A 1871-nucleotide genomic window follows, 5' to 3' on the forward strand; every position below is an offset into this window, starting at 1 on the left:
AAGCAGACTTGACCTGATAGTTTGGCTGTGAGCAATTATGTGCTTAGTGCATCTAACGCCGGAGTTAAGCCGCCGCGCGTAGCGCGGTCGGCTTGAACGAATTGTTAGACATCATTTACCAACTGACTTGATGATCTCGCCTTTCACAAAGCGAATAAATTCTTCCAAGTGATCTGCGCGTGAGGCCAAGTGATCTTCTTTTTGTCCCAGATAAGCTTGCTTAGCTTCAAGTAAGACGGGCTGATACTGGGCAGGTAGGCGTTTTATTGCCCAGTCGGCAGCGACATCCTTCGGCGCGATTTTGCCGGTTATTGCGCTGTACCAAATGCGGGACAACGTAAGCACTACATTTCGCTCATCGCCGGCCCAGTCGGGCTGCGAGTTCCATAGCTTCAAGGTTTCCCTCAGCGCCTCGAATAGATCCTGTTCAGGAACCGGGTCAAAGAATTCCTCCGCTGCCGGACCTACCAAGGCAACGCTATGTTCTCTTGCTTTTGTAAGCAGGATAGCTAGATCAATGTCGATCATGGCTGGCTCGAAGATACCCGCAAGAATGTCATTGCGCTGCCATTCTCCAAATTGCAGCTCGCGCTTAGCCGGATAACGCCACGGGATGATGTCGTCATGCACGACAAGGGTGACTTCTATAGCGCGGAGCGTCTCGCTCTCGCCAGGGAAAGCCGAAGCCTCCATAAGATCATTGAGCAATGCTCGCCGCGTCGTTTCATCAAGCTTTACGGCCACAGTAACCAACAAATCAATATCGCTGTATGGCTTCAGGCCGCCATCCACTGCGGAGCCGTACAAATGCACGGCCAGCAACGTTGATTCCAGATGGCGCTCAATGACGCTTAGCACCTCTGATAGTTGGTTCGAAATTTCGATGGTCACCGCTTCCCTCATGATGTCTAACGGGCGAGGTAAGCCGACCGCAGAATGCGGGTCGGCTTGACCGAAATGTTAGAACCAGAAGCCAAAACGGATAACTTGAATTTGGCGACGGGCGCTAACCGTGAAAAAACGCTGCGCCACCGAGGCGGCACAGCACTGCAAAAACGATAGCTGCTTGCGCTTGCTACGCAAGGGCTAGAGGCCAAAAAGACTGAAAACCTGCGCAGCCCATGCAGGCGAAGCCCGGAAAAAAGGCAAAACAGGCACTGAATAACGCCTGAAAAGCTAAATGCCGTTTGAATAAACATGAGCTAAATAAAGCTGGGTTTCAGTGGTGCTAACGTTGGACGTAACGAGAGCCGGAGCGCAGCGGAGGGAACCAAAATGCGCAGCATTTTGGCGTCCCGTTGACGGAATGGTTAGCCGTTTCGACGCGCATAAACGGAGTGGGTGTACGGAATTACAGCTTGAATGGTTTCGGTTGAGACAAGCTCGAATTCTGTTTCGTTGAGCATTGGGAAGAAGGCGTCACCCTCGAAGGTTTGATGTACCTCAGATAGAAACACGCCGTGGGCGTGAGGTAGTGCCAGAGTGTATATCTCAGCTCCGCCCGCGACGTAGAGTTCATTGCCGAGTTCGGATGCCAAAGCGATAGCGTGCGACAGCGTTGAAACAACTACGCAGCCAGTGGCGCGGTAGTTAGCTTGGCGTGAGATTACCAATGTGTGACGGTTCGGTAGAGGCTTGCCGATAGACTCAAAGGTCTTTCGCCCCATGACAACGACTTTTCCCTCAGTGAGTCTGCGAAAAATCTTCTGCTCACCCGGAATTTTCCAGGGGATATTAGGACCATTGCCAATAACCCGATTGGCTCCCATCGCAGCAACGAGATAAATGCGTACTGATTCCGAGTTCATATGGCTAACTTTGTTTTAGGGCGACTGCCCTGCTGCGTAACATCGTTGCTGCTCCATAACATC

General features: G+C 51.8%; 2 protein-coding genes and 1 pseudogene. All 3 read right to left on the reverse strand.

What is annotated here, in order from left to right; all coding sequences use genetic code 11:
* Positions 1-64 precede the first annotated feature (64 nt).
* Positions 65-903 (reverse strand): annotated as a pseudogene (locus tag ACOTX7_RS24190) (AadA family aminoglycoside 3''-O-nucleotidyltransferase).
* Between the two features lie 5 nt (positions 904-908).
* On the reverse strand, positions 909-1199 hold the full coding sequence (locus tag ACOTX7_RS24195) for a DUF1010 domain-containing protein (RefSeq protein WP_001336345.1): 291 nt from the start codon (positions 1197-1199) through the stop codon (positions 909-911).
* 111 nt (positions 1200-1310) lie between these two features.
* Positions 1311-1808, reverse strand: coding sequence for a trimethoprim-resistant dihydrofolate reductase DfrA12 (dfrA12, locus tag ACOTX7_RS24200; RefSeq protein ID WP_001083725.1), 498 nt, complete (start codon positions 1806-1808; stop codon positions 1311-1313).
* Positions 1809-1871 lie beyond the last annotated feature (63 nt).

The organism is Enterobacter cloacae complex sp. IR5418 (assembly GCF_049238105.1).
Taxonomy (GTDB): Bacteria; Pseudomonadota; Gammaproteobacteria; order Enterobacterales; family Enterobacteriaceae; genus Enterobacter; species Enterobacter hormaechei.